Raw genomic sequence first — 25,117 nt, forward strand, 5'->3', positions numbered from 1 at the left:
GATCAGACGAGGAAGAACTTCACCGCCCAGAACAGGAATATTCCGTGTAGGATCGGGAAGATCCAGATCACGAGATAGCCGTCGATTTTGCGGGCCAAGTCTTCGCGTCCTGAGGTCTTCAGGCGGCGTAGAGCGATGTTAACCAGCACGATGGAGCCGGTGATCAGGAACATGCCCACCAGCAGCGAGTCCATGAAGGTGAGATAGCCAAGTTTGGGTAGCATGGTGGAGATCGCAAAGTTGAAAGCGACAAACACCAGGAGGTTGGCGGAGGCCATGTCGATGCGGCGGCGGTATTCTTCGAGGAAGAACGTGGCCCAGCTGACAAAAAGGATGATCAGCAGTGGCAGCAGGATGCGCAGTACGTAGTATTGCACGTGGCGCTTCCCCTCAAAGCGCAGGGCGACCATGGTTGTATCGGCACCTCCAATACCCTCTACAGAACGGCGTTCAAGGGTGGCATTGGAGAGAATCCACTCCTCTTCGCCAAGCAGATCACCCATGCCACTTTGCTCTTCCAAAGGGTAGAACTCGACATAGTCGAGCGGCAGCATCGTCGACACCTCGACGTAGAATTCTTGTGTGTCAAAGGGGTAGCGCTTGAAGTTGAAGTGTGGCGCCTGAAGCGTGGCGGTGAAGCGCTCGGCGTAGGTCGCCACACCGGTGTCTTTGAGAAGAACGGAAACTTGCTGGGTGAAGCGGCGGCCTTGTTGGTTGCGCAGGATGAAATACGGTGGCTGTGATCCAGCCTCATCCAAGAGTGCGCGGAAGGCCGCGTTGCTGAAGGTCTTAATGTCGCTGCCATGTGCAGCTGCGTCGAAAGCAAACTCCGGGTAGTCGGTCTTGAGGAAGAGCGTGCCAACCACGCCAAAGTTCTCGGACTGTTGATCGACAAAGGTGATTTGGTCGATAGAGATGCCAACACCAATTTGTTGCGGCGCGGTGCGTTTGGTCAAAGAGGCGGTGCCGCTGAAATCAAAGCCGCCGGTTTGGGCGTGCAGCGGAGCGCCAATGATAAGAAAAAGACAGGCGGTGAGGTGGGAGAGCAGGCGCGAAAACATGAGGCTTGGGACAATTTCCTAAAGGTATTGCCCAAACTTCAAACAGTTTCGCAGCCCACTCAAGCAAAATGTCAAAGAAAAACGCCGGGGCAGGACCCCGGCGTTTGGTGTTTAGTTCTGTTTGGACATCCGCTTGCGCTCATGCGGGTCCAGATAGCGTTTGCGCAGACGCACTGTGTTTGGTGTAACTTCCACCAGTTCGTCGTCGTTGATGTAGGCGATGGCCTCCTCCAGCGACAGCGTCATTGGCGTGGTCAAGCGCACGGCCTCATCAGACCCGGAGGCACGCACGTTGGTGAGCTTCTTGCCTTTCAGTGGGTTCACTTCGAGGTCGTTGTCACGGCTGTGCTCGCCGATGATCATGCCGGTGTAGACGTCAGCCTGGGCGCCAATCATCATTTTGCCGCGGTCTTCGAGGTTCCAAAGGGCGTAAGCTACGGACTGGCCGTTCTCCATGGAGATCAGAACACCTGCGCGGCGACCCGGGATGGCGCCTTTGTATTCGGTCCAGCCGTGGAATACGCGGTTCAGAACACCGGTGCCGCGAGTATCTGTCAGGAATTCACCGTGGTAGCCGATCAGGCCGCGGGACGGCACGTGGGCGATGATGCGGGTTTTGCCAGCACCGGCAGGGCGCATTTCGACCAGTTCGCCTTTGCGGGAACCAGTAAGTTTTTCGATCACCGCGCCGGAGTATTCGTCATCCACGTCGATGGTGGCTTCTTCGACCGGCTCCATGCGGACACCGTTCTCTTCGCGCATGATCACCTGTGGACGGGAGATCGACAGCTCAAAACCTTCGCGACGCATGTTTTCGATCAGAACACCCATCTGCAGTTCGCCACGGCCGGAAACTTCAAAGGCTTCGCCGCCAGGGGTGTCTGCAATTTTGATCGCCACGTTGGACTCGGCCTCTTTGTAGAGGCGGTCGCGGATCACGCGGGATTGCACCTTTTTGCCGTCACGACCGGCCAGCGGGCTGTCGTTGATGCCGAAGGTCACAGTGATGGTGGGCGGATCGATCGGCTGGGCTTCCAGCGGTTCATCCACGGCCAGCGCACAGATGGTGTCTGCCACGGTGGCTTTGGCCATGCCCGCGATGGAGACGATGTCGCCAGCTTGCGCTTCTTCGATGTCCTGCTGGGCCAGGCCACGGAAGGCCTGAATTTTGGTGACGCGGAACTGTTCGATTTTCTGGCCGATACGGGAGATCGCCTGAACGGTTGCGCCCACTTTCAAGGTACCGGATTCCACACGACCGGTCAGGATGCGGCCCACAAATGGGTCGGACCCCAAAGTGGTGGCCAGCATGCGGAAGTCGTCGTCCTGTTGGTGAACCTGCTTTGGTTCCGGCACGTGGTTCACAATCAGGTTGAACAGAGCGTGCAGGTCCTGTCGTGGGCCGTCGAGTTCTGCATCTGCCCAGCCGTTGCGGCCGGAAGCGTACATGTGCGGGAAGTCCAGCTGATCGTCGTTGGCGTCCAGAGAGGCGAAAAGGTCAAAACACTCGTCCAATGCGCGGTCAGGCTCGGCGTCTGGTTTGTCCACTTTGTTGAGCACAACAATTGGGCGCAGACCCAGTGCCAAGGCTTTGGACGTCACAAATTTGGTTTGTGGCATTGGGCCTTCAGCTGCGTCCACCAGCAGAACCACACCGTCTACCATGCTCAGGATACGCTCAACCTCTCCGCCGAAATCGGCGTGGCCCGGGGTGTCCACGATGTTGATGCGGGTGCCTTTCCATTCAACGCTGGTTGGCTTGGCAAAGATGGTGATGCCGCGCTCACGCTCCAACGCGTCGCTGTCCATGGCGCGCTCGGCCACTTCCTGGTTTTCCCGGAATGCACCCGACTGTTTCAGCAGCTCATCCACAAGCGTGGTTTTGCCGTGGTCAACGTGGGCGATGATGGCGATATTGCGAAGATCCATAAGGGCAGCCTTTCCTGTTCGCGCTCGCCCTAACGTGGGATGTGGCAAAAGGCCAGCCCTTTAATGCCAGTTAGTGAACGGCAGTCTTGGAAAACAGGTTGATCACGAGGATTCCGGCGACAATCAGCCCCATTCCAAGGATCGCGGCCAGATCAAGTTTCTGACCAAAGGCGAAATAGGCGATGATCGAGATCGAGATGATCCCCAGGCCAGACCAGACCGCATAGGTGATGCCAACGGGCAGATAACGCAGAGTGAGAGCCATCATATAGAAGGCGAGGCCATAGCCGATGACCACGATGATCGAGGGGATGGGTTTGGTAAACTGCTGACTGGCTTGCAGCGCTGCGGTGCCGATGGTTTCAAACACAACGGCGACCAGAAGGATCAGATAGGCTTTGGGCATGCGCGTCCCTGAAGGTTAGCGCGCGATATAGCGATCGCGCCGGTGATTTGTTGCGATCATAATATTGGTAATCGCGGCACCGACGAGCGAGAAGACGACCGCGTTGAGGTCAAAAAACGACAAGGCCAGGCCAAACACCAGCACATCAAAGCCAAGTTGGACCCAACCTGCTTTGATGCCCTTGGCGTCCTGGAGCCATACGGCCACAATACCAACGCCGCCAAGGGTGGCGCCGTGGCGAAACAGCACGATGAGGCCTGCACCTGCGGTCACACCCGCAAGGGCCGCACCCACCAGCGGATGCACCGAGGCGATCTCAAAAACCTTGGGCAGTAAGAAGGTCCAGAGGGTTAAGAGCGCAACGGCAGCAAAGGTTTTTAAGGTAAAGAACCAGCCCATGCGCAGGTAAGCGATGATGTAAAACGGAAGGTTCAACACAAAGAAGATGGTGCCAAATGTCATGCCCGTGGCTTTGGCGCTTACCAAAGACAGACCTGCGATTTGCCCGGTGAAGAGGTCACAGGCTTGCAGAAACTGTACCGATAGGGCGACCAGCAAAGTGCCAACGACCAACCCTTGAATGTCATCAAAAGGGCTGTGTTTTTCTGGGCTTGGGGATTCAATAAAGCTTACCATGGAACCGGATTTGCCGCAGTGCAGCGGAGCTGTCTAGGGGGTGCGGCGCAAGGCCGCTATGCAGCTGGGGTCTACCGGGTGTGTGGTAAAGGGCGTCCTAAGGCGCGCGGATACGCCTTAGGACAAAGTGTCTCAGTGCTTAACCAGCAAGCGCTTTGTTGAGGTTCTCGTCGATCTTCTCAAGGAAGCCCATGGTGGTGAGCCAGCCTTGATCGGGGCCAACCAGCAGAGCCAGATCTTTGGTCATGTAACCGCCTTCGACGGTTTCGATGATCACCCGCTCGAGAGTTTCAGCAAAGGCGCGCAGGGCAATGTTGTTGTCCAGTTTGGCGCGATGCTTCAGGCCACCGGTCCAGGCATAGATCGAGGCAATCGAGTTGGTGGAAGTAGCTTCGCCTTTTTGGTGCTGGCGGTAGTGACGGGTCACGGTGCCGTGGGCCGCCTCGGCTTCGACGATCTTTCCATCCGGTGTCATCAACTGGGAGGTCATCAGACCCAGCGAGCCAAAGCCTTGCGCCACGGTGTCGGACTGTACGTCGCCGTCGTAGTTCTTGCAGGCCCAGACAAATTTGCCGTTCCACTTCATGGCGCAGGCGACCATGTCGTCGATCAGGCGGTGTTCGTACCAGATGCCTGCGGCTTTGAATTTCTCTTCGAACTCTTCCTCATAGACCTTCTGGAACAGGTCCTTGAAGCGGCCGTCATAGGCCTTCAGGATGGTGTTTTTGGTGGAGAGGTACACCGGCCAGCCAAGGTTCAGGCCGTAGTTCAAAGAGGCGCGGGCAAAGTCGATGATCGAGCTGTCGAGGTTGTACATCGCCTGATAGACACCGGCGGACGGCGCATCATAGACCTCTTTCTCGATCACGGTGCCGTCTTCGCCAACAAACTTCATGGTCAGCTTGCCAGCACCCGGGAAGGTGAAGTCGGTGGCTTTGTATTGGTCGCCAAAGGCGTGACGGCCCACAACGATAGGAGAGGTCCAACCAGGCACAAGGCGCGGTACGTTTCGGCAGATGATCGGCTGGCGGAACACCACACCGCCGAGGATGTTGCGGATGGTGCCGTTCGGGGAACGCCACATCTTTTTGAGGCCAAACTCTTCCACGCGCTGCTCATCCGGCGTGATGGTGGCGCATTTCACGGCCACGCCAATCTCTTTGGTCTTTTCCGCGGCGTCGATGGTGATCTGGTCTTCGGTGCGGTCGCGCTCCTCGATACCCAGATCATAATAAAGCAGGTCGAGGTCGAGGTACGGCAGGATCAATTTATCCTTGATGAACTGCCACATGATGCGAGTCATTTCATCGCCGTCCATTTCGACGATGGGGTTGTCCACTTTGATCTTGGTCATGGGGGTCTCCTGTGAACCGAGTCGTATTTGGCGCCTGTCCTAAGGGAATTCGGTCTCCTTGGGAAGGCTTTGTATGCGATTGTATACAGTTTAGTTTGGGCGCGAATTTTTGTTGCGTGAAACGTAGCACGACAATTGTTTTTGACAAAATGTCGCGGGTTCTCGACCACAATGCTAGATGCCGTTAGGGTCACGTTAAACGGGTGTTGGAGTGTGGCTTTGAAACAGGCGATGGCAGAGGTAGTGCGGTATTTTGAAGTGGCCTGGCGTTTGCGCTGGCCGTTTATCCAGTCGCATCTGGTGTTCAATATCTTGTTGGCGGCGGCCTTTGCGCCGTTGATGGCGGCCACGGTGCATCTGGCGCTGACGTTTTCCGGCAAACCCGCGTTGGCGGACTTTGACATCGCGGTGTTCTTGCTCTCTCCGGTGGGTTTTGTCGCCGGATTGGTGATTGCAGGCATGGCGCTCGTTCTTTTGACGCTGGATGTGTCCTTTATGATGGCGGTGGCGTTGCGGGATCGGGCCGGCAAATCACATGGGTTTCTGGACGGTGTGGCGATGGTTCTGCCACGTATACCGGCCGTGCTTGGACTGGCGATGCAGTTCTGCTTGCGCTTGCTGTTGATGTGTCTGCCGTTTTTGGCCGTCTGCGGTTTGGCCTTTGTCACTTGGATGACCGACTACGACATCAACTATTACCTCAGTTTTCATCCGCCGGAGTTTGTGCAGACCGTGGTGGTTTGCGGGATCGCATTGGCGTTGATGGTGGCCTTGGTTCTCTGGCGCACGTTGGGTTGGGTGTTGGCCTTGCCACTGGTTGTGTTTGACGGGCAGCGCGCAGGGGCGGCTTTGCGGGAAAGTCAGACTCGGATGGCGGGGCGCCGGTGGACGTTCCTTGTGCGCTTGGCAGTTTGGGCAGCGCTGGGGGCGGTGATTGGCGGCGCTGTGCTATTTGCGGTTGGCGCGATCATTCAGTTCGGTCTGCATTTCGTGCCGTTTGGTCTCAAGGGCCTGGCTGCATTTTTGTTGCTATCCACCGGACTGTGGGCGGGGTTGAACCTCGTTTTGACGTCCTTCACCACCGGCGCTTTGGCTGTTGCTTTCATGGGGTTTGCGGGCTGGCCCGACGCGGGTGAGAAGCGTGAATTGCCAAAAGGGGTGCTGAGCGGCGTGGTCGCGGTGGCGGCACTGGTGACCGTGCTGGGCGGCTTTGGCATCGCGGAGTTGGTCAAGGTGGATCAGGACCGGCCTGTGGCGGTGATTGCGCACCGTGGAGCCTCTGGAGCGGCGCCTGAAAACACCATGGCCGCCGTCACGCACGCCGTGGAGGATCAGTCGGACTGGATTGAGATCGACGTTCAAGAAACTGCAGATGGTGCGGTTGTTGTGGTGCATGACAGTGACTTCATGAAGGTTGCGGGCAACCCCTTGAAGATTTGGGATGCGACGCTGGCAGATCTGAAGGAAATCGACATTGGCAGCTGGTTTGATCCGGCATTCGCGGCTGAGCGCACAGCCACGCTGGAGCAGGTTTTACTGGCGGCAAAAGACAAGTCCGGTGTGGTGATCGAGTTGAAATACTACGGCCACGACGAGGATTTGGAGCAGAGGGTGATCGACATCGTTGAAGCCACGGACATGGTGAAACAGGTGAAGATCATGTCGCTCAAAGCGGATGCCGTGGCGAAAATGCGCAAGCTGCGTCCGGAGTGGAATGTCGGGCTGCTGGCTTCGGCGTCGTTGGGCAATATGTGGGATCTGGATGTGGACTTCCTGGCCGTGAACAGCGCAACCATGTCGCGCCAACTGGTGCGCGGGTCCCACGACGTGGGCAAAGAGGTCTACGTGTGGACGGTGAACGATGCGCTGTCGATGTCAGGCATGTTGTCCTTTGGCGTGGACGGATTGATTACGGACGAACCTGCGCTGGCGCGACAGGTGCTGGCGGATCGCAAAACGCTGAGCGGTGTGGAGCGGTTGGTGCTTGGTCTGGCGGGGCGGATTGGGTTGGATGTGCCGCATCGAGGTGACGATGCGGTTCAGTAACCTATCTGCCACTATTGGTGCGATTATTGTTTTAAGTGAACCGGTTACGGCGCAAGTCTCAAGTAAGGGTTTGGGCTGGTCTGCGAAAGTGGAAACCTGGCGGCATAGCCGGTTAGAAGCGTTGCGTGAGGAGGACCCTACGGCCTTGGTGCCTTTTACGACTGATGGGTGTTCTGGTGGAATGTCGGCGGCCTGGGGCGCGATGGCGCGTACTTTTCCATGGTTCGCGCGGGTGTTTGCGCATGAGGCGCCGTGGCATGACTGCTGTGTGGTGCATGACCAAGCGTATCACCTGGGCGGTGAGACTGCGGATGCAGAAGCCGGCTTCTTTGCGCGTTTAGAGGCGGATGAGGAGCTGCGTATGTGCGTCCAGAGTGTGGCGGATGCGCAAGCAGAGACATTGGCGCTGCAATATGACAGCACACCTGAGGATGTCACGGCGGCCATCATTTTTGTGGCGGATCGCATGTATGAGGCGGTTCGTGTAGGCGGTTTGCCGTGCTCAGGTTTGCCGTGGCGCTGGGGTTATGGATGGCCCCAGTGTTTCTGAGTTAACCGTTTTCGGAAAACCACTTGGCAATGCGCGCTTTGAGATGATCCCAGATCGCAGGGGCGCCTTTGGCAACCTTCCAGCCAACACGGTCTTCAAGCTGTTCACGCGTGACGTTGTATTCCGGCCAGGTGCCGCCATTGGTTTCAAGATTGCCAATCACCGGCTGCACGCGGTCAATGCTTTTGGCAAAGACTGCGTCATCGCTCTCTGCGGCCTCAAACTCATGCCACAGAGCACGGAGTTCGGCGGCTTGATCGTCTGGTAGAAGGCCAAAGATACGGTCTGCGGCGGCGCTTTCAGCGGCTTCCATTGCAGCGATGTCATGATCGCCGTGGATCGGGCTGTCGCCAACGTCAATCTCCACCAGATCATGGATCAGCAGCATGCGGATCACACGATCCAGATTGATGTCCTTGTTGGCATGTTCAGACAGGATCAGCGCGTAGAGCGCGATGTGCCAGCTGTGGCTGCCGCTGTCTTCTTTGCGGTGTCCGTCAAGCACGTTGGTGGCGCGGTAAACGGATTTGAGCTTATCGGCTTCGGTCAGGAAGGCGATTTGCGCGGCGAGGCGGTCGCTCATTCTTTGGTCTCGGCAGCTTTCGCGGCACGGGCTTCTTTGACTTTATTTATCAAAAAGGCTCGGCCTTTTTCTTCGGACATGCGCATACGTACTTCTGTAAGGTATGCCTCTTCCAATGACTGGGAAGAAGCCCCCAGTACCGCGCTGACTTCCATGAAGAGACGCTCGTCGCCCAGTTCTTTCTGGGCTTTGAGCGTGTCTTCGGCAAGTTTTGAGGCTAGCGCGTCCAGTGTGCTCATTAGCGGCTGTTCTCGGTCAGACGGCGTTTCACATAGTCGGTGACCGTGCCGGTCATCTGATCCATGTATTCGTCTGTTTCAAAGAAGTGGCCAGAGCCCTCAATCTCAGTGTGGGTGATCGTGATGCCTTTTTGCTCGTGCAGCTTGTTCACGAGAGAGTGCGTGTCCGCAGGAGGGGCGACACGGTCCGCGGTGCCGTTCAGGATCAGGCCTGAGCTAGGGCAGGGCGCCAGGAACGAGAAGTCGTACATGTTGGCGGGCGGGGCCACGGAAATGAAACCTGTGATTTCTGGGCGACGCATCAGAAGCTGCATGCCGATCCAGGCGCCAAAGGAGAACCCCGCAACCCAGCAGTGCTTGGAGTTGGTGTTCATAGACTGAAGGTAGTCGAGCGCGGAGGCCGCATCAGACAGTTCGCCAACGCCTTGGTCATATTCGCCCTGGGAACGACCCACGCCACGGAAGTTGAACCGCAGAACCGTGAAGCCCATGTTGTAGAAGGCATAATGCAGGTTGTAGACAACCTTGTTGTTCATGGTGCCGCCAAATTGCGGGTGCGGATGCAGCACAATCGCGATGGGCGCGTCTTTTTCTTTTTGTGGATGATAGCGGCCTTCGAGGCGGCCTTCTGGTCCCGGAAAAATCACCTCAGGCATATTTGTCGCTTTTCTCCCTTAAAAGGTATGAACGAATTCTTGACGAATTTGCTCTGTCACCTTAGAACGCTTCTAAATAGTTGAACGGTCAAAAATGCCGTTCGGGTTTTAGCGACTTAAGCACATGGGCGGCTGAGGTCAATCAATTCGAGGGGGTGCTCCATGAAACTGTCGACAAAAGGCCGCTATGCTGTGGTTGCTTTGGCAGATATTGCGCTTCAATCGCCTGAGGACCTCGTTAGCTTGAGCGAAATTTCCAAGCGTCAGGATATTTCGCTGCCATATCTGGAGCAGCTGTTTGTGAAGCTGCGTCGTGCGGAACTGGTTGTGTCTGTGCGTGGTCCCGGTGGTGGGTACCGATTGGCACGTCCAAAGTCCGAGATTCGGGTGGCAGATATTCTGGCTGCCGTGGATGAGACAGTGTCGGCGCTGCACACAGGGGCAGGGGCCAGCGGTGGATCCAGTGGGTCCCGCGCGCAGTCGATGGCAAATCGCCTTTGGGAAGGTTTGTCGGCGCATGTTTATGTGTTTCTGCATCAAACGCGTCTGTCCGATATTGTGGAGAACGACTTGGCGCCATGCCCGGCCGTGCCCACATTGTTTTCTGTGGTTGATGAAGTGGCGGACGAAAACGCTTGATGCGGGCTTATCTGGATCATAACGCGACGACCCCACTGCGCCCTGCGGCGCGGGAGGCGATGATTGCGGCCATGGATGTCTATGGCAATCCATCCTCCGTGCATTCAGAGGGGCGTAAGGCCAAGGCCATTCTTGAGCGGGCGCGTGGTGAAATTGCCTCTGCTTTTGGCGCAGACGGGGCGGATGTGATCTTCACAAGCAGTGCCACGGAGTCGGCCGCATTGGCATTGGCGGGACGCAAGTTGCACGCAGCAGACGTAGAGCACGATGCGGTGAATGCCTGGACGCAGAACGATCTATCGGCTGATGCCGAGGGTGCAATTAATATTGATGACCCGGCAGAGAGCTGTGTGCAGCTGGCAAATTCTGAGACCGGAGTGGTCCAAACCTTGCCGGACGGCGTAGCTGTCAGTGATATGACGCAAGCGTTTGGCAAGCTGCCAGTGGCGTTTAACTGGACCGGTGCGCAGATGGCACTGATCTCGGCGCATAAGCTGGGTGGACCAAAGGGTATTGGGGCTTTGGTGGTGAAGCGTGGCACCGAAGTGCCTGCGCAGCTTTTGGGCGGCGGCCAAGAGATGGGCCGGCGTGCGGGCACCGAAAACGTGATAGGCGCGGCTGGTTTCGCGGCTGCAGCCAAGGCGGCCGCGCAAGACTTGGCCGATGGCGTTTGGGATCGGGTTGCACAGCTGCGCGATTTGCTGGAAGAGAGGCTAATCGCAGGCGCGCCGGAGGCCATTATCGTTGGCAAAGGCGCCAAGCGGCTTCCCAACACAACGGCAGTTGCGGTGCCGGGCTGGAAGGGTGAAACGCAGGTCATGCAGATGGATCTGGCGGGTTTCGCGATTTCGGCCGGGTCGGCTTGCTCTTCGGGCAAGGTGCGCGCCAGCAAGGTGCTGACCGCGATGGGATATGATGAGATGACGGCTGCAAGCGCCATTCGGGTGAGCTTGGGGCCACAAACGAGCGAACAGGACGTCATGGGCTTTGCCGATAAGTGGCTGGCTCAGATGAACAAACACCGCGCGTGAGCGCAAAACGAAGACAGGAGACGCACATGGCGGCAATTGATCAGACCCAAGTCAAAGAAGGTGTTGACCAGGAAACCGTGGATGCCGTGCGCGAAGTTGGCGGCAAATACAAATACGGTTGGGAAACCGAGATCGAGATGGAATACGCCCCCAAAGGGCTGACCGAGGACATTGTCCGCTTGATTTCGGAGAAAAACGAAGAGCCGGAATGGATGACAGAGTGGCGGCTCGAAGCGTATAAGCGCTGGCTCACCAAAGAAGGGCCGGACTGGGCGATGCTGGACTATCCTGAAGTGGATTTCCAGGACCAGTACTACTATGCGCGCCCAAAGAGCATGGAAGAGAAGCCAAAGTCTTTGGATGAGGTGGACCCGAAGCTGCTGGCGACTTATGAAAAGCTCGGTATCCCGCTGAAAGAACAGATGATTTTGGCTGGCGTCGAAGGTGCGGAGAACGCACCTGCGGAAGGCCGTAAGGTTGCGGTTGACGCGGTTTTTGACTCCGTTTCGGTTGGCACAACCTTCCAGAAAGAGCTGAAAGAGGCGGGCGTGATTTTCTGCTCGATCTCTGAAGCGATCCGCGAACATCCGGAGCTGGTGAAAAAGTATCTTGGGTCCGTTGTTCCGGTGTCCGACAACTTCTACGCCACGCTGAACAGCGCGGTGTTCTCGGACGGCTCGTTTGTTTATGTTCCGCCGGGTGTGCGTTGCCCAATGGAGCTGTCCACCTATTTCCGTATCAACGCGGAAAATACCGGTCAGTTTGAACGCACGCTGATCATTGCCGACAAAGGCTCTTACGTGTCCTACCTTGAAGGCTGTACTGCACCTCAGCGTGACACCTCTCAGTTGCACGCGGCTGTGGTGGAAATTGTCATCGAAGAAGACGCGGAAGTGAAATACTCCACCGTTCAGAACTGGTACCCCGGGGATGAGAACGGCAAAGGCGGTATCTACAACTTTGTGACCAAACGGGCCGATTGTCGCGGTGACCGCGCCAAGGTGATGTGGACGCAGGTTGAGACCGGTTCTGCGGTGACCTGGAAGTACCCGTCCTGCATTCTGCGTGGCGATGATGCGCAGGGCGAGTTCTACTCGATTGCGATCACCAACAACCACCAGCAGGCCGATACTGGCACCAAAATGATCCACCTGGGCAAAAACACCAAGTCACGGATTGTCTCCAAAGGCATCAGTGCCGGTGTGGCGCAGAACACCTACCGCGGTCAGGTGTCCATGCACCCGAAAGCCAAGAACAGCCGCAACTATACCCAGTGTGACAGTCTGTTGATTGGTGACAAATGTGGGGCGCACACGGTGCCGTACATCGAGGTGAAGAACAATTCGTCTCGCGTTGAGCACGAAGCGACGACGTCCAAGGTGGATGATGAGCAGATGTTCTACTGCCGTCAGCGTGGCATGGACGAAGAAGAGGCCGTGGCGCTGATTGTGAATGGTTTTGCCAAGGAAGTGCTTCAGGCGCTGCCGATGGAGTTTGCCATGGAAGCGCAACAGCTCGTGGCGATTTCTCTGGAGGGGTCCGTTGGCTAACCATCGTTCCACAATGCGCGCAAAGCTGATTGCGGCTCTGCCTTATGTGATGCCGGTGCTCGGCGGTTTGTGCGGGGTAATTTACCTCAACACTGCCGAGGGCTTTCCCATCCCGTTTTTGTGGGTAGGGATTGGCATCTTTGGCGGCTGGTTGGCGGCGCGCTTTATGGTTCGGTTGTTGGACAGGTAGGCGCAGATGGACACCATTCAGGCATTGATTCAGCAATCAGCAGGCGTGGGCGCGGGGATCGCGTTTGGGTCGGCAGTTGGCTTTGGTCTCCGCAAGAAACGGTTGGGTAGCAGCGATGGGCTGATTGCCGGGTCGGTTTTTGTGACCTCGGCCATCTGCGGGATTGTGGCGATGGCTGTGATGATGGCGATCACCTATGTGGGAGGTCTCTGAGATGATTGTGACAACAACACCGTCAATCGAAGGCCATCAGATCACTGCCTATCATGGCATTGTTGTGGGTGAAGCGATCATGGGGGCAAATGTCGTGCGGGACATCTTTGCCTCCATCACGGACATCGTGGGCGGCCGGTCCGGTGCCTATGAAACCAAACTGCAGGATGCGCGCGAAACCGCTCTTGCCGAGTTGGAACAGCGTGCCGCCGCCAAAGGGGCCAACGCCGTGGTCGGCGTTGATCTGGATTACGAAGTTGTGGGTGATACGATGCTGATGGTTTCGGCCAGCGGCACGGCTGTTACCGTGAAATAAGACAAGAAATGACCGGGTGCTGCGGCATCCCGTGGAAACGCGAAGGAAGATGAACATGTTGGAAATCAAAGGCCTGAAGGTCAAACTTGAAGAAGAGGACAAGCAGATCCTCAAGGGTGTGGATCTGAAAGTGGAAGCGGGCAAAGTGCACGCGATTATGGGGCCAAACGGCTCCGGTAAATCCACGCTGTCTTATGTGCTGTCTGGCAAAGACGGCTACGAGGTGACTGACGGTGAGGCCACATTGGGTGGCGAAGACCTGCTGGAACTGGAAGCAGAAGAGCGCGCGGCGCTGGGTCTGTTCCTTGCGTTCCAATACCCGGTTGAAATTCCTGGTGTGGGCAACATGACCTTCCTGCGCACCGCGGTGAATGCACAGCGCAAGGCGCGTGGCGAAGAGGAGCTGTCTGCGGCGGACTTCCTGAAAGAGATCCGTGCAAAGGCGAAAACCCTGAAAATCGATGCGGACATGCTGAAGCGTCCGGTGAACGTTGGCTTCTCCGGTGGTGAGAAAAAGCGTAACGAGATCCTGCAGATGGCGATGCTGGAGCCAAAGATGTGCATCCTGGACGAGACCGACTCCGGTCTGGACGTGGATGCGATGAAACTGGTGTCCGAGGGGGTGAACGCGCTGCGTGACGAGGGCCGTGGTTTCCTTGTGATCACGCACTACCAGCGCCTGCTGGACCACATCAAACCAGACGTTGTGCACATCATGGCGGACGGTCGTATCATCAAGACGGGTGGCCCAGAGCTGGCGCTGGAAGTTGAGAAAAACGGCTATGCCGACATTCTGGCGGAGATCGCATAATGGCGGCTCTGGCAAAGAAACAAGAGGCCACGGCGGCGCGCTTGGACGGGTTGACCGTTCCGGCGGGTGGTCAGTGGGCCAGCGAAGCGCGTGAGGCGGCTTTGGGTCGTTTGCGCGAGATGGGTTTGCCCGAGCGTCGGGACGAGTATTGGAAATACACCCGTCCGGACACGCTGACCCAGGCGGATGCGCCGGTGGCGGCGGTGTTTGACACTGGCGAAGCGCCTTTGTTTGACAGCTTTGATCGCATCAAAGTGGTCTTTGTTGATGGTGTGTTTGATGCGGGCCAGTCTGATGATCTGACAGGCGAAGGCCTGACGATCGAGCGTCTGGCGGATGTGGCGGAGAAAGACATCCACTGGGCAAAAGAGCTTTATGGTGTGCTCGAGGCCAAAGGTCAGGTGCCTGTCGAGCGTCCGCTGGCGGCGTTCAACACGGCCTATGCCACCGATGGTGTTGTGATCCACGTGACTGGTAAGGTCGCAAAGCCGGTGAGCCTGATCTATCAGCACAAAGCGGAAAGCTCTGACGCGGTTCTGCACCATGTGATCAAGTTGGACGCGGGTGCGGAAGTGACCGTTCTGGAAAACGGTCCGGCGGCGGCGCGTTTCAACAAGTCCATGGAAGTGGACGTGGCGGACGGCGCTGCTTTCCATCACGTGCGTGCGCAAGGTCGTGACCACGAGCGCCGGGCTGTCACACATCTGTTTGGCCGTCTGGGCACAGAAAGCGTGTTCAAAAGCTTCACGCTGACCGTGAACGGGCGTCTGACTCGCAACGAAGCTGTGCTTGAACTGACCGGTGATGATGCCGTGGCCCACGTAGCCGGCGCCTGTCTTGGTGATGGTGATTTCCATCACGACGATACCGTGTTTGTCACCCATGACGCGGTGAACTGCGAAAGCCGTCAGGTGTTCAAGAAAGTGCTGCGCAACGGGGCAACCGGCGTTTTCCAAGGCAAGATCCTGGTGCAACCGGGCGCACAGAAGACCGATGGCTATCAGATCAGCCAGTCGCTCTTGCTGGATGAAGACAGCCAATTCCTCGCCAAGCCTGAGTTGGAGATCTACGCCGACGACGTGGCCTGTTCGCATGGCTCCACGTCTGGTGCAATTGACGAAGACGCTCTGTTCTATCTGCGGGCCCGTGGTGTTCCAAAAGACATCGCAACCGACTTGCTGGTGATGTCCTTTGTGGCCGAAGCCGTAGAGGAAGTTGAAAGCGAAGAGTTGCGTGACGAGATCATCGGACGCCTGGAGTCCTGGTTGGAGCGTCGACGCGGCTGATGTCAGTGACGAGCGATATGATGGCCAGCTACCGCACCCCGCGTGCGGTGGTTGCCCGCCGTCTGGCGATGGGCGAGCGTGAGGACCGTGCCTTTGCGATCCTGATGGCCGCCTGTGGCGTGATTTTTGTGTCTCGCTGGCCGGCTTTGGCGCGCGAGGCGCATTTGGCGCAGGTTGAGTTGAACCCTCTGTTGGGGGCCAATCTTTTTGCGCTGATGTTTGTTTTGCCGCTTTTGGCGGTCACTTTGGCGTTTGTCTCCCATCTGGTGCTGCGTGCCTTTGGCCGCAAACAGTCCAGCTTTGGGGCCCGTTTCGCGTTGTTCTGGGCGATGCTCTCAACCGGGCCGCTGTATCTGCTTGTTGGGCTTGTAGAGGGCTTTATCGGGCAAGGGACGGCGCTGACCATTGTCGGGCTGCTTTGGTTTGTCGCGTTTTTCTGGATTTGGATTTCGGGTCTGCTGGAAGCGGGTAGGGTGGCGGCATGAAAGCGCAATTGACCGCCCTGTTCTGGCTGACCGTGCGTGATCCAAGCGAGGCTGCTGTAGCCCTCATGAGCCGTCCGGTGCCGCGCAATGTGGGCTGGATGATTTTGGCGTTGGGCATTGTGCTAAATGCATTGGCGCATTTTGCCACGCTCACTCTGTTTCCAGCACCACCTGAGATGAACGTGCCGTTTTTGACGGCTCCCTTCCTGTACACGACGATCCTTGGCTGTGGTCTCGTGCTGCTGGTGTTCTCCTTCTATTGGGGTGGCCGCGCCATTGGCGGTCGAGGCAGGTTTGACGATGTATTGCTGGCCATCGGCTGGCTGCAATACATGCGGTTTGCTGTGCAATTGGCCTCGCTGCTGCTGATGCTGGCGATGCCTGGGTTTGCCTTGGTCTTTGTATTGGGCGTGGGCCTGTATTCGATCTGGGTTGTTTTGAATTTCATCAACGTGATCCACGGCTTTAACAGCCTGGGCAAGTCCGTGATGCTGGTGTTGATCACCATGATGGGCCTGACCGTTGGAATGACACTGCTTTTGTCGCTGGGTGCTGCGACCGCTATTGGGATGTCCTGAGATGTATGACGTCAACAAGATCCGTGCTGATTTTCCGATCCTGAGCCGCGAGGTGAATGGCAAGCCGCTTGTCTATTTGGACAACGGAGCATCGGCGCAAAAGCCGCAGGTGGTGATTGATGCGATCACCAATGCCTACGCAATGGAATATGCGAATGTTCATAGGGGTTTGCACTACCTTTCTAACCTTGCGACGGACAAGTATGAGGCCGTTCGCGGTAAGATTGCCAAATTTCTGAATGCCGCCAGCGAGGATGAAATTGTCCTGAATTCCGGCACCACCGAAGGCATAAACATGGTCGCCTATGGTTGGGCCATGCCGCGTCTGGAAGCTGGCGACGAGATCATTCTCTCGGTGATGGAGCACCATGCCAATATCGTGCCTTGGCACTTTCTGCGGGAACGGCAGGGCGTGGTTCTCAAATGGGTGGATGTGGACAGCTCCGGTGCGCTGGATCCCCAGGCGGTGATTGATGCAATTGGTCCCAAGACCAAACTGGTGGCTGTGACGCAATGTTCCAACGTGCTGGGCACAATAGTGGACGTGAAGGCCATCACGCAGGGCGCACATGCCAAAGGTGTGCCTGTGCTTGTGGATGGTTCCCAAGGGTCGGTGCATGCACCGGTGGATGTGCAGGACATTGGCTGTGATTTCTACGCCATCACCGGGCACAAGCTTTATGGCCCCTCAGGCTCTGGGGCGATCTATTGCAAAATGGATCGCATGAAAGAGATGCGCCCGTTCATTGGCGGTGGTGACATGATCAAGGAAGTCTCCAAGGAGGCAGTGGTCTACAACGATCCTCCGATGAAGTTCGAAGCGGGCACGCCGGGCATTGTACAGACAATTGGCTTTGGTGTGGCGCTGGACTACCTCATGGAAATCGGGATGGACAATGTCGCAGCCCACGAAGCCAAGCTGCGCGATTATACAATGCAGAAGCTCGCTGGCCTGAATTGGTTACAGGTGCAAGGCACCACGGCGGACAAAGCGGCGATCTTTAGCTTCACCTTGGATGGTGCAGCGCATGCGCATGACATCTCCACGATCCTGGACAAAAAGGGTGTGGCTGTGCGGGCAGGACACCACTGTGCCGGCCCACTGATGGAGCATTTGGGTGTGTCCGCGACCTGTCGCGCCAGCTTTGGGCTCTACAACACCACCGATGAGGCGGACACGCTCATCGACGCGCTGGAACTGGCGCACGAACTCTTTGGATAGACGTTCATTTTGCGATTGCGGGGCGTAGCCACACTGGCTATACCCCGACCTTAGGCACCTGTAGCTCAGCTGGATAGAGCGCTGCCCTCCGAAGGCAGAGGCCAGAGGTTCGAATCCTCTCAGGTGCGCCACTTCTCTTAACAATTTGACGTTGTTCGCGACCGTAGAGATTCGGTTTTTGCGTGCCAATTGTGGCGCAAACCGGCTGACTTTGTGGCGCAAATCTGACGTTCTCTGGCGGCCTGAAGGCATCATTGTGGCAACATTTGGGCATGTCCAAACTGCCTAAAATCCCGCTAACATCGCTTTTCGGCCGGTTTTGAATTTTCCGGTTGGGAACGCCCTGTTTTTCAATGGTTTAAGCCAAGATTATCGAAGCCTATACAATTTGAAATGAAGCTGTCCGGTATTGTCAGTTTCCTGTTTGGGACTCGTAAGCCCTGCCGATCTACCACTGAGGGTGGGATTTTTAACGGCTCAGGGGTGGGCCATAGGTGGGAACGAGCAGATGTGTCTCAAACATACGAGCTTCATCAAGACCAAAACGCATAGATCGGTCGCTATGCACTCAGAAGGGTGTGCGAGGGCGCGACGGAAGCAATTTCGGTTCGTGACCAAGTAACGATTTCTGAGGACAGTTAGATGCCTATTACCATTACTGTGGATCGCAGTAGTGCACCGATAGAGGTGCGCCCGGACATGTTTGGTGTGAACCTGTTGACCAGCACAAACGAGGTCAACGGCGTCCCAAATGATCAATACATTGATGCTGTCAATATGGTGGGCGCAACCCGTTTGCGCTATCCCGCTGGACGTGCGGCCAACGAGCAGATCACGGAACTGGATCGCAGCGAAAGCGGGTTTAACCAAATCCGCGAAGACGTGCGCAATTACCTGGATTGGGTGAAAGCCAATGACGCGCGGACCACGTTGGTGGTGCCCGCGCTGGCGGATGCACACACCAATCAGCAGGATATTCGGGATTGGGCTGAGTTGGTGCTGGAGTACATGGGCGATCAGGTAGACCTGATTGCGGGCTATGAAATTGGCAACGAGTTCTGGCAGACCATCGACGAAGTTGAATATGGCGAATACGCAGCCGATATCGCCAACGCGCTGCGCGGCGCTACGGTGAACGGCTATCAGCCGGAAATCTGGGTGCAGACCGCCAATGCTGCGGGCGGTGCGTCCAACTATAAAGGTGGAAGCTTCGGCTCGATCAGTGACGCCGATGCCATGTCGGCAATGCGGTACTGGGACGAAGATCATCGCCCGAGTGACTGGAGCGACTCCCAAACCGCGGAGCAGTATTACAAAAGCCTCAACGGTTATGAAAAGCGAATCGTGAAAGGCAATCTTGAACTGCTGGAACAGCTTGATGCGGATCACAACATTGCCAATGGTTTTCAGACCAACGGTGCGTCCGCTGCGATCGACGGCATCGTCGCGCATTATTACTTTGACAAAGAAGTGGAAGGCTATGATCAGAGTGACTCACTGACCCGCTCTGAGAACAAATACCTGGATTTGCGCTTTTCCACTTGGGAAGCGATGCTGCCGCAAGATTTGTCCATTCAGATGACAGAATGGAATGTGGAAACCGGACATTGGCATTGGCTGGGGCTTAAGGCCGCCGGCGTGGTTGTCGAGCAGTTCCAGAATATGATCGAAATGGGTGTGGATGGCGCCGACTTTTGGACTGTGCGACACAATACATCAACAGCGATCGCTGGCGGCAATGCGGATGAGAGCCCAGTTGCGCTGACACCAGCAGGGGTGATGCTGCAGTTGATGTCGGAAAGTCTCAACCCAGATGAGGGCGCGATGTATGCGCTCAAAACCGATGGTTTCGACGAAACAAAGCTGGAAGTGAACGCCTATTCCAACGGCTATACAAGCGTTGTCTATGTGACGTCGCACACAGAAACCTTCAATAAGTCCTTCTCTCTGGATCTCTCTGCCCTGGTTGGTTCAGATGTTGAGTCTTGGAGTGGCCGCGTCGTTGGGATCGATGCCAGCACTTCGGATGGATTTAGCGACAATGCCGCATTTGATGAACATGGAAATCTGGTTCAGCGGCTTGGAAAACGGACCATCGACAATGCCGAACGCGCTGATCTGATCGAGGTATTGGGTGATGCTTATGATGACAGCCTCATCAAATCCAGTTCCGGCAGCTGGAAAACCTATTTGCCCAAGCCTGAAGACATTTTTGTGCGGCCGGGTGTTGGAAGTCCAACATCGTTGGACGATTTTTACTTTGCCACGGAGTCTGACGTTGCGGGGTCACTGACCAACTTGACCCAGGACCAACTGGGGAACAGTGCAAGTGACATCAGTTTTCGTCTGAACCCCTACGAAGTGATCGAAATCACTTTGGAACACTCCAATGTTCTGGCCGGCAATAGTTCGGCAAATGTGATGCGGGGCGGCCATGGCGTAGACGACTTTAACGGCAGTGGCGGAGATGACTATCTGCGTGGCTATGATGGTATGGATATTCTCGTCGGAGGCACTGGGCATGATTCCGTCTATGGCGATACCGGGAACGATCGCTTGGAAGGCAAATCCGGGAATGATCGACTCTATGGCGGCTCGGGTGATGACAAACTGGTTGGCGGCTACGGAAATGACTATATCCGTGACGACAGCGGTAAAGATGACTTTTTTGGCGGTGATGGTATCGATACGGCATCCTACTGGGGCCACAAATCGGGCGTTAGCGTAAACTTGAAAACCGGTGTGAACTCCAGCGGTGACACGTATAGCAGTATTGAAAACCTATATGGCTCCAACATCGCGAATGACACGCTGTATGGCGATGACAGTGACAATTTGCTGTACGGCGCCGGTGAAGATGATCGGCTGTATGGTTACAAGGGGGATGATACCCTCAAAGGTGGTGACGGCGACGATTATCTGCGCGACGAGTCCGGTCGGGATCTGTTTATCGGTGGCGACGGCGAAGACACTGTGTCCTATTGGGGGCACAAGTCCGGAATGACCGCAAACCTGAGCACCGGCGCGAATTCGGGTGGCGACAGCTACGACAGCATTGAACACTTGCTGGGCTCCAATATCGCGAATGATCTGTTTTACGGCAATTCTGATGGCAACCATCTCGACGGTGCGGGCGGGGCTGACACGCTTTATGGCTATTCCGGCAATGACTATCTTGAGGGCAGCGCAGGGGCAGATCGCCTGTATGGCGGGTCTGGCAATGATACTCTCGAAGGCGGCGACGGGGATGACTATTTGCGGGATGACGCCGGTCGGGATGTGTTCAATGGTGGCGCGGGAACCGATACGGCGTCTTATTGGGGGCACACCTCCGGGGTCTCGGTAAACCTGTTGACCGGTGCCAACACCAGCGGTGACAGCTACATCAGCATCGAGAACCTTCTGGGGTCAAACAAGGCGGACGATACTTTGATAGGTGACCACGGCAACAATCGCCTTGATGCTGCGGCGGGTGATGACGTTCTGTTCGGCAATGGCGGGGCAGATTACCTGGACGGGCGCAGCGGCGACGACAGCCTGCGTGGTGATGATGGTAACGACCGCCTCTACGGTGGGTCCGGAACTGACACACTGCGTGGTGGAGAGGGTGACGACTATCTGCGCGATGAATCCGGGCGGGATGTCTTTGATGGAGGGTCCGGTCAGGATACGGCCTCATACTGGGGGCATTCTGCAGGCGTGACAGTCAATCTTGAAACCGGCGAAAACAGTAGTGCGGATACCTATATTAGCATTGAACATCTCTGGGGGTCCAACAAAGCGGACGACCATCTTACCGGCGATGGGCAAGCAAACTATGTGCGCGGCGCTGCCGGAGATGACACATTGTTTGGCGGCGGAGGTAACGACACCTTACGCGGCGACAGCGGTGACGATGTTATGACCGGTGGGGAAGGCAGCGACCTATTCCTGTTCCACAATGACCTTGGCCGGGATGTTGTTACTGATTTTGACCTCGTCGAGGATGTATTGAGCTTTGCATCTGTTGATGCGTTGTCGAGTTTCTCTGATGTAGTCAACAATCACGCCACTCAAGTGGGGGCAGACGTGGTGATTTCTGTCAGCGGTAGCCATGAAATTACGCTGGAAGAAATAACGCTTGGCGATTTGGCGGCGCACCACTTTGACTTCTAGTGAAAATACGGACCGCTTCGGCGGTCTTTATTTTTGGCGAGTCTGGCGCCATGCCTGCCAGGCTTCGGGGGTGTCTAGGTCGGTGAGGGCGTGGCATCCCGGAAGTGGGATTAACTGAACGGAGTCTGCGTGACGCTTGAGCACCGAACGCGCACCGAAATCGCCGGACAAAGCGCGCAATTCTCCAAACAGTTTTTTGGGAAAAACCACCGGGTGACCGGGCTGGTTATCAGCGGACGTGGCGCGTAGTATTTTGTCTGGCTTGGCTGCGTGCGCCGCGATCATCGAGCGCAAATCTTGTTCAGTCAGATCTGGCATATCTGCAGGGATCACCATCACTCCATTGGCGAGGTTTGGCAGTTGTGCAATGCCCGCACGAAGTGAATGGGCCATGCCTTCAGCTGCGTCAGGCACGATGATCGTTTGGCAATTAAGCCCCGAAAGAACAGATCGCCTCGCTTCGTCGCCTTCACGCAGACACACCAGAACAATTTCACTAACGGCGCAAGCATGGCGCGCAAGCTTGCGCAGTAGTGGGATGCCGTCCACCTCTTCGAGCAGCTTGTCACCGCCGCGCATGCGCGAAGACGCGCCAGCTGCCAAAAGCAGAATGGCTAAGTGGCTTTTGATAGAGTGATCTTCCGTCATGCGAGGACTTTGGCGCAGGCCTTGTTGAAAGACTAGCCCCTCATACGCGCTCCATCCGCGTCAAAGAGCGGCTTGGACAACAGGCGGGCAGGGCGCATCTTGCCAAGTATCTCGATTTCAACTTCAAGGTCGTCTGATATGCGTTCTGTAGGGACAAATCCAATGGCGACAGACTTCTTAGCGTTGTGGGCATAGCCGCCAGAGGTGCAGAACCCGACTACCTCGCCATCAAGCCAAATGGGTTCATAGGCCTGCACGTCGGCATCGTCAGCGTCTACCTCAAAGGCGCAGAGTTTGCGGCTTGGCCCCGTCTCTTTGTCCTCTTCCGCCGCAGCGCGACCGATGAAATCTTCCGGTTTTTTGAACGCGATAAACCGATCCAAGCCGGTTTCGGCGGCTGTGTAATCCGGGGAATACTCCGACAGCCAGGACCCGAAGAATTTTTCCAGCCGCAATGACATCATGGCCCGCATGCCAAAGGGGCGCATGCCAAGGGGCTGCCCCGCTTCCCAAAGCGTGTGCCACAGCGCGCGTTGGGCCATGGGATCGCAGAAGATTTCGAAACCAAGGTCTCCGGTATAGCTCACGCGCTGCACGAGGCAGTCGACCATGCCAACTGTCAATGGACGGACGTCCATGAACGCCATGTCAGAGATGTCGTCTCTTGTGCAGGCCTGTAGAACGTCCCGAGCTTTGGGGCCGGCGATCTGGAAGCCTGTCAGGCGATCCGAGACGTTTTTGACCAGCACGCCGTCCATTTCGTTCTGCTCAAACCAACGCATGTGATAGGCCTGCGCGCCGTAAGATGCTGTGAGTTGGAACGCGGTTTCAGACAGGCAGGAGACGGTGAAGTCACCGATCAATTTGCCTTTGTGTGACAACATCGGGGTGAGGCTCAAGCGGCCTTGTTTAGGAATGCGCCCCGCCATGATGCGGTTGAGCCAGGCACGGGCGTTGGGGCCGGTGACCATGTATTTGCCGAAGTTGTGCACCTCGTTGATGCCTACGGCGTCGCGCACTGCCGCCACTTCTCGCGCGGTTGCTGCAAAGGCATTGGAGCGACGGAAGGACGGGGTTTCATAGCGGGGTTCGTCGCCTTGTGTGAAGTAGTTGACCACTTCGAGGCCAAACTGCTGTCCCCAGACAGCACCCATTTTGTCAAAAACATCATACATCGGCGTTTGCCGGAAGGGGCGGGCAGCCGGCAGTTCTTCGTTTGGGTAAGTAACCGAGAAGCGGGTTTGGTAGTTTTCGATGACTTTGGGGCGGGTGTAGCCGGACGTGATCCAGTCGCCAAACCGGGCACAGTCCATCGCAAAAGTGTCGCGCTCGGTTTCGCCTTCAACCATCCATTGTGCGAGCATCAGGCCAACGCCTCCGCCTTGGGAAAAGCCCGCCATCACGGCGCAGGCGGACCAATAATTGCGCATACCTGGTACTGGTCCAACCAGCGGATTGCCATCAGGTGCAAATGTAAACGGGCCGTGGATCACGGATTTCACGCCAGCAGTGGCTAGGGCCGGGAAGCGTTTGTAGGCAAACTCAATAGAGGCTTCGATTTTATCAAAGTCATCGGGCAGCAGTTCATGGCCAAAATCCCAAGGTGTGCCGTCAACACCCCACGGGCGGCAGGGTTGCTCATAAAAGCCGATGCACAGCCCGCGGCCTTCTTGGCGGAAGTAACTCTCGCCCGCCGGATCCATCACATGCGGATGCTCTTTGCCGTCCTGCATCATCTCGACAATCAGCGGTACATCCTCGGTGACGATATATTGGTGCTCCATGGGATGTAGAGGGAAGTACACGCCCGCCATCGCGCCGACCTCCCGCGCCCAAAGGCCAGCAGCGTTGACAACATGCTCAGCGTGGATTGTGCCTTTGTCGGTGACCACGTCCCAGGTGCCATCCGAACGTTGGGTCGTTGCGGTGACTTTCGTGTGGGTTTTGATTGTGGCGCCGCCCAGCCGTGCAGCTTTGGCATAGGCGTGGGTTGTGCCAGACGGATCAAGGTGACCATCCAGCGGATCATAGAGCGCGCCGATGATGCCATCGGTGTTTGTGGCCGGGGCAAATTTTTTGATTTCCTCTGGCGTGAGGATCTCGGTGTCGAGCCCCATAAACCGATGTTTGGCCCGCTCTGCGAGCAACATGTCAAAGCGGTCCTGATTGTCCGCTAGTGTGACTCCTCCTACGTGGTGCAATCCGCAGGACATGCCGGTGAGCTCTTCCAGTTCGCGGTAAAGATTGATCGTATACCCTTGTAACGCCGCCATATTGGTGTCGCCGTTGAGCGTGTGAAATCCGCCAGCGGCGTGCCAGGTGGAGCCGGATGTGAGCTCGGAACGTTCGATCAACATGACGTCGGACCAACCGAGTTTGGTCAGGTGGTACAGAACAGAGCAGCCAACGACGCCGCCTCCGATCACTGCTACGCGGGTCGTCGTCGTGGTCATTGATGCCTCCTGTGTTCCCTGACGTCTATGAAATCGGGGGCATCAGGTGCGCAGCATGCTCAAACGCGACACTTTTCGTC

The 25,117-nt window shown here is 56.7% G+C and carries 24 protein-coding genes and 1 tRNA gene; 15 read left to right on the plus strand and 10 right to left on the minus strand.

Annotated elements, in window-relative coordinates:
- Window positions 1-2: 2 nt before the first annotated feature.
- From SIB92_RS04110 to SIB92_RS04130, 5 genes are all read right to left on the minus strand, one after another.
- Window positions 3-1,061 carry a hypothetical protein gene (locus tag SIB92_RS04110; protein WP_412554617.1) on the minus strand — a complete coding sequence of 353 codons (1,059 nt, stop codon included), beginning with the start codon at window positions 1,059-1,061 and terminating at the stop codon, window positions 3-5.
- A 111-nt stretch (window positions 1,062-1,172) separates the two neighbouring features.
- Window positions 1,173-2,990 carry a translational GTPase TypA gene (gene typA / locus SIB92_RS04115; RefSeq protein ID WP_412554618.1) on the minus strand — a complete coding sequence of 606 codons (1,818 nt, stop codon included), beginning with the start codon at window positions 2,988-2,990 and terminating at the stop codon, window positions 1,173-1,175.
- A gap of 70 nt (window positions 2,991-3,060) precedes the next feature.
- Window positions 3,061-3,396 carry a DMT family transporter gene (locus SIB92_RS04120; RefSeq protein ID WP_412554619.1) on the minus strand — a complete coding sequence of 112 codons (336 nt, stop codon included), beginning with the start codon at window positions 3,394-3,396 and terminating at the stop codon, window positions 3,061-3,063.
- Window positions 3,397-3,411: 15 nt separating this feature from the next.
- Entirely contained in the window at window positions 3,412-4,032 is a 621-nt protein-coding gene (locus SIB92_RS04125) for a YitT family protein (protein ID WP_412554620.1), read from the minus strand.
- 139 nt (window positions 4,033-4,171) lie between these two features.
- Complete coding sequence (locus SIB92_RS04130; RefSeq protein WP_294119284.1) at window positions 4,172-5,386, minus strand: NADP-dependent isocitrate dehydrogenase; 1,215 nt, start codon at window positions 5,384-5,386, stop codon at window positions 4,172-4,174.
- 231 nt (window positions 5,387-5,617) lie between these two features.
- Between SIB92_RS04130 and SIB92_RS04135 the strand changes: the two genes are divergently transcribed.
- Both SIB92_RS04135 and SIB92_RS04140 read left to right on the plus strand, forming a co-directional pair.
- Window positions 5,618-7,432, plus strand: a complete 1,815-nt coding sequence (locus SIB92_RS04135; protein ID WP_412554621.1) for a glycerophosphodiester phosphodiesterase family protein — start codon at window positions 5,618-5,620, stop codon at window positions 7,430-7,432.
- 181 nt (window positions 7,433-7,613) lie between these two features.
- Complete coding sequence (locus tag SIB92_RS04140) at window positions 7,614-7,982, plus strand: hypothetical protein (protein WP_412554622.1); 369 nt, start codon at window positions 7,614-7,616, stop codon at window positions 7,980-7,982.
- A gap of 1 nt (window position 7,983) precedes the next feature.
- Here the strand turns inward: SIB92_RS04140 and SIB92_RS04145 are convergent, their stop codons facing one another.
- From SIB92_RS04145 to SIB92_RS04155, 3 genes are read right to left on the minus strand one after another with little or no spacing between them, the layout of a single operon-like run.
- Window positions 7,984-8,565, minus strand: coding sequence for an HD domain-containing protein (locus tag SIB92_RS04145; protein ID WP_412554623.1), 582 nt, complete (start codon window positions 8,563-8,565; stop codon window positions 7,984-7,986).
- On the minus strand, window positions 8,562-8,804 hold the full coding sequence (locus SIB92_RS04150; protein ID WP_294119292.1) for a hypothetical protein: 243 nt from the start codon (window positions 8,802-8,804) through the stop codon (window positions 8,562-8,564). The genes SIB92_RS04145 and SIB92_RS04150 overlap by 4 nt, the downstream gene beginning before the upstream one ends.
- Window positions 8,804-9,460, minus strand: coding sequence for an alpha/beta hydrolase (locus SIB92_RS04155; protein ID WP_294119293.1), 657 nt, complete (start codon window positions 9,458-9,460; stop codon window positions 8,804-8,806). Before SIB92_RS04155 ends, SIB92_RS04150 begins: the two co-directional genes overlap by 1 nt.
- 162 nt (window positions 9,461-9,622) lie before the next feature.
- Here SIB92_RS04155 and SIB92_RS04160 point away from each other — a divergent pair, with 162 nt between their 5' ends.
- From SIB92_RS04160 to SIB92_RS04220, 13 genes are all read left to right on the plus strand, one after another.
- Window positions 9,623-10,099: an Rrf2 family transcriptional regulator gene (locus SIB92_RS04160; RefSeq protein ID WP_295176634.1), complete on the plus strand. Its 477-nt coding sequence runs from the start codon at window positions 9,623-9,625 to the stop codon at window positions 10,097-10,099.
- Window positions 10,096-11,130: a cysteine desulfurase family protein gene (locus tag SIB92_RS04165; RefSeq protein WP_412554624.1), complete on the plus strand. Its 1,035-nt coding sequence runs from the start codon at window positions 10,096-10,098 to the stop codon at window positions 11,128-11,130. Before SIB92_RS04160 ends, SIB92_RS04165 begins: the two co-directional genes overlap by 4 nt.
- Before the next feature lie 26 nt (window positions 11,131-11,156).
- Window positions 11,157-12,680 (plus strand): Fe-S cluster assembly protein SufB, encoded by a 1,524-nt coding sequence (gene sufB, locus SIB92_RS04170; RefSeq protein ID WP_412554625.1) that lies wholly within the window; start codon window positions 11,157-11,159, stop codon window positions 12,678-12,680.
- Window positions 12,673-12,870 (plus strand): hypothetical protein, encoded by a 198-nt coding sequence (locus SIB92_RS04175; protein ID WP_412554626.1) that lies wholly within the window; start codon window positions 12,673-12,675, stop codon window positions 12,868-12,870. Before sufB ends, SIB92_RS04175 begins: the two co-directional genes overlap by 8 nt.
- Window positions 12,871-12,876: 6 nt before the next feature.
- The gene (locus tag SIB92_RS04180) at window positions 12,877-13,083 is read left to right on the plus strand and encodes a hypothetical protein (RefSeq protein WP_412554627.1); all 207 of its coding nucleotides are present in this window, start codon (window positions 12,877-12,879) and stop codon (window positions 13,081-13,083) included.
- Window position 13,084: 1 nt separating this feature from the next.
- Window positions 13,085-13,399, plus strand: a complete 315-nt coding sequence (locus SIB92_RS04185) for a heavy metal-binding domain-containing protein (RefSeq protein ID WP_412554628.1) — start codon at window positions 13,085-13,087, stop codon at window positions 13,397-13,399.
- Window positions 13,400-13,454: 55 nt separating this feature from the next.
- Entirely contained in the window at window positions 13,455-14,210 is a 756-nt protein-coding gene (gene sufC, locus SIB92_RS04190) for a Fe-S cluster assembly ATPase SufC (protein WP_412554629.1), read from the plus strand.
- Window positions 14,210-15,496: a Fe-S cluster assembly protein SufD gene (gene sufD / locus SIB92_RS04195; protein WP_412554630.1), complete on the plus strand. Its 1,287-nt coding sequence runs from the start codon at window positions 14,210-14,212 to the stop codon at window positions 15,494-15,496. The genes sufC and sufD overlap by 1 nt, the downstream gene beginning before the upstream one ends.
- Entirely contained in the window at window positions 15,496-15,981 is a 486-nt protein-coding gene (locus tag SIB92_RS04200; protein WP_412554631.1) for a YIP1 family protein, read from the plus strand. The genes sufD and SIB92_RS04200 overlap by 1 nt, the downstream gene beginning before the upstream one ends.
- Window positions 15,978-16,559 (plus strand): YIP1 family protein, encoded by a 582-nt coding sequence (locus SIB92_RS04205; protein ID WP_412554632.1) that lies wholly within the window; start codon window positions 15,978-15,980, stop codon window positions 16,557-16,559. The genes SIB92_RS04200 and SIB92_RS04205 overlap by 4 nt, the downstream gene beginning before the upstream one ends.
- A 1-nt stretch (window position 16,560) precedes the next feature.
- Window positions 16,561-17,781: a cysteine desulfurase gene (locus SIB92_RS04210; RefSeq protein WP_412554633.1), complete on the plus strand. Its 1,221-nt coding sequence runs from the start codon at window positions 16,561-16,563 to the stop codon at window positions 17,779-17,781.
- Between the two features lie 54 nt (window positions 17,782-17,835).
- Window positions 17,836-17,912 (plus strand) — tRNA-Arg (locus tag SIB92_RS04215).
- Between the two features lie 511 nt (window positions 17,913-18,423).
- Window positions 18,424-21,936: a calcium-binding protein gene (locus tag SIB92_RS04220; RefSeq protein WP_412554634.1), complete on the plus strand. Its 3,513-nt coding sequence runs from the start codon at window positions 18,424-18,426 to the stop codon at window positions 21,934-21,936.
- A gap of 27 nt (window positions 21,937-21,963) precedes the next feature.
- Here SIB92_RS04220 and SIB92_RS04225 read toward each other — a convergent pair whose 3' ends face one another.
- On the minus strand, window positions 21,964-22,584 hold the full coding sequence (locus SIB92_RS04225) for an NTP transferase domain-containing protein (protein ID WP_412554635.1): 621 nt from the start codon (window positions 22,582-22,584) through the stop codon (window positions 21,964-21,966).
- 32 nt (window positions 22,585-22,616) lie between these two features.
- Window positions 22,617-25,037 (minus strand): GcvT family protein, encoded by a 2,421-nt coding sequence (locus SIB92_RS04230; protein ID WP_412554636.1) that lies wholly within the window; start codon window positions 25,035-25,037, stop codon window positions 22,617-22,619.
- Window positions 25,038-25,117: the final 80 nt, after the last annotated feature.

Source organism: Shimia sp. MIT1388, from assembly GCF_047124445.1.
Lineage (GTDB): Bacteria > Pseudomonadota > Alphaproteobacteria > Rhodobacterales > Rhodobacteraceae > Shimia.